Origin of the sequence: Armatimonas sp. (genome assembly GCF_031410135.1) — a bacterium.
Lineage (GTDB): Bacteria > Armatimonadota > Armatimonadia > Armatimonadales > Armatimonadaceae > Armatimonas.
The window spans coordinates 1-1,329 of sequence record NZ_JANNYP010000398.1 but is presented as its reverse complement, the minus strand read 5'-3'; the positions used below and the strand labels follow the sequence as shown (position 1 = coordinate 1,329).

Below are 1,329 nucleotides of genomic sequence, written 5' to 3'. Positions count from 1 at the left end.
CTTGTGGCTGCGTCCTGCGGGACGGTGCGCAGGTCCGTCAACATCCAGCCTACAAATTGGTCCTACGCCGACGGCTGTGACGTTGAACGTCTTGGAACCAACCTCGGGGTTGTAGTTGATGTTCTCCAAGTAGTCCGTGATGGCCTGCTGGTACGGACGCAGGATCGCGCGACCGAAGTTTCGTACGTTCTGCTGCTCCACGTGCGCCAGAAGCTGCTGGCCCATGAGCTGCACGCCCTGCTCCACCAGCTTGGCCTGAATCCCCCGGTCAATCTGCTCTTTTAGCTGCCGCTGGTCGCACAGCAAGAGCACCATCTCACGCGCCTCACGCGGCGGACGGTTCGACTGCTCGGCTTCGGTCTCGGCGGCCTGCATCAGCTTGGCAAGATCGCCCGTGATGGAGATAAAAGTGCCTAACGGGTCGGTCTTGGCCATGCCGAAGCGATCGCGGTAGCTGGCGATAAACTTGATGGTCTCGCGAGCTCCCGCGGCGGTGTAGCGGGTGTCTTTTTCCTCGCCAATCACGCCCATTGCCCAGCCGACACAGAAGGTCTGCCAGGCCCCTTTCTGATCCTCAAAGCTCGGCGGTGCGATCCGTAGCCACTCTTTCACATCACGGCGGGTGTGGATCGGGTTGGCGCTTGCTCCTGCGGCCTTGGCCTGCTCGTAGGCGAACTGGTAGTTGTCCATTCCTTCTAAAAGGCGCAACGGAAACGCGGCACGCTCTCGCAGAAAGAGCACCTGGTGTGGCTCACCCGCATTGGTGATCTGACCATCGCGGATTCCCTGCACGGTCTCCTTGAGCATCTTATTGAAGACGCCCTCCGCCTCCGAGCGAGGCTCAGGGCCGTGCATGACTCCCACAATGGTCTGCGACTTGTTCTGGTGGTGCTTGTAGTTCGGTGCGTTCTCCGCCAGGTGGATAAAGGGCTGCGAGAGCGCGTGGATGCGCCGTAGCTCCTCAATGGCCCGGTCCGTGCCGACACCAAAGCGCTCGAAGAATTTCTCCAGTACCGCTTCTTGCTCCACTGCCTTAAAGACAACCCGGCAGCGCCCAATAATCCCCGAGCGCACCCGGTTCAGATCGGCATCGCGCAAGCCATAGATATTGCCCCCCGTGCCCAGCTCGTTGAGAATGTCCGCCGATGTCGTGTTGACCGTCGCATTACTAGGATCGGAGCCATTACCCACATAGGCCGTGTAGCGCTTGTCAATATCCCCATTGACATAGGTCACCTGGCCGTTCTCTTTTTCCATGCGCTGCCCACCGTCAAATATAACCAGGCCAATGACATACAACGGGTTCTACAACGAGGTCTGCTCCAATTT

Annotated in this window: 1 protein-coding gene; it reads right to left on the bottom strand. The window is 59.2% G+C overall.

The features are described 5' to 3' along the window. Positions 1-1,257: hypothetical protein (locus RMO15_RS14385; RefSeq protein WP_309713953.1), on the bottom strand; the 1,257-nt coding region annotated here is incomplete at its 3' end. Between the last annotated feature and the right edge of the window lie 72 nt (positions 1,258-1,329).